Consider the following 849-nt stretch of genomic DNA (forward strand, 5'->3'; position numbering starts at 1 on the left):
AATATTAAAGAAATATAAGGTAATAGATGATGGCGAATGTATATTTTGTCGCGGGTACCGATACAGAAGTTGGAAAGACTTTTTCCAGCTGTGCTCTGTTGGCTGCTGCAAACTCGAAAGGCTTGAGTTCGATGGCTCTAAAGCCAATCGCTGCAGGTGCTGATGAGTATAAAGATGCTAATGATAAAGTAAGCATGCGAAATGAAGATGCTGTCGCCTTGATGTCACATATGTCGGTCGATCTACCGTACAGTCAAGTTAACCCAGTATTACTCAAAGAAGCAGCTTCGCCACATATTGCTGCTGCGCTTGAAAAGCGAACGCCAAGTGCATCGCGTATTACGGGTATCTGTCGTGGAGCGCTGATGAAGAAACCGGATTTCGCACTTATCGAAGGAGCAGGGGGGTGGCGGGTACCGATTAGCCCAAGAGAAACGATGGCTGACTTGGCACGACAGTTGAACTATAAAGTTATTCTAGTTGTTGGTTTGCGTTTGGGGTGTTTGAATCATGCGATGCTAAGTGCAGAGGCAATCAGAAGAGATGGCTTGGAGATAGCTGGTTGGGTTGCGAATAGTTTGTCGAGAGAAACAATGAGCTATGAAGCTGAAAATATAGCGACTTTAAGCTCGGCTTTAGGTGCACCGCTTATTGCTCACTTACCTTTTAGCGAGAGCGGTAAGCCTGAGGAGCTTTGTAAATATGTGAATCTGGACTGTCTAGATTTGTAAGGCTTTGATCAGGCTGGTTGAAAAACATACAGATATTTGCTTAAATAACATACATAAGGAGAGCAGTGTCTGAATTGCTCGAGTAATTAGTATTAGAGTGTTCGCAGAAAATAGTCAC

At 43.8% G+C, this 849-nt stretch carries 1 protein-coding gene; it reads left to right on the plus strand.

Annotation, left to right across the window (positions count from 1 at the left end):
• Window positions 1-26: 26 nt before the first annotated feature.
• Entirely contained in the window at window positions 27-731 is a 705-nt protein-coding gene (gene bioD / locus A3735_RS00865; RefSeq protein WP_068509783.1) for a dethiobiotin synthase, read from the plus strand.
• Window positions 732-849 lie beyond the last annotated feature (118 nt).

The organism is Oleiphilus sp. HI0061, from assembly GCF_001635675.1.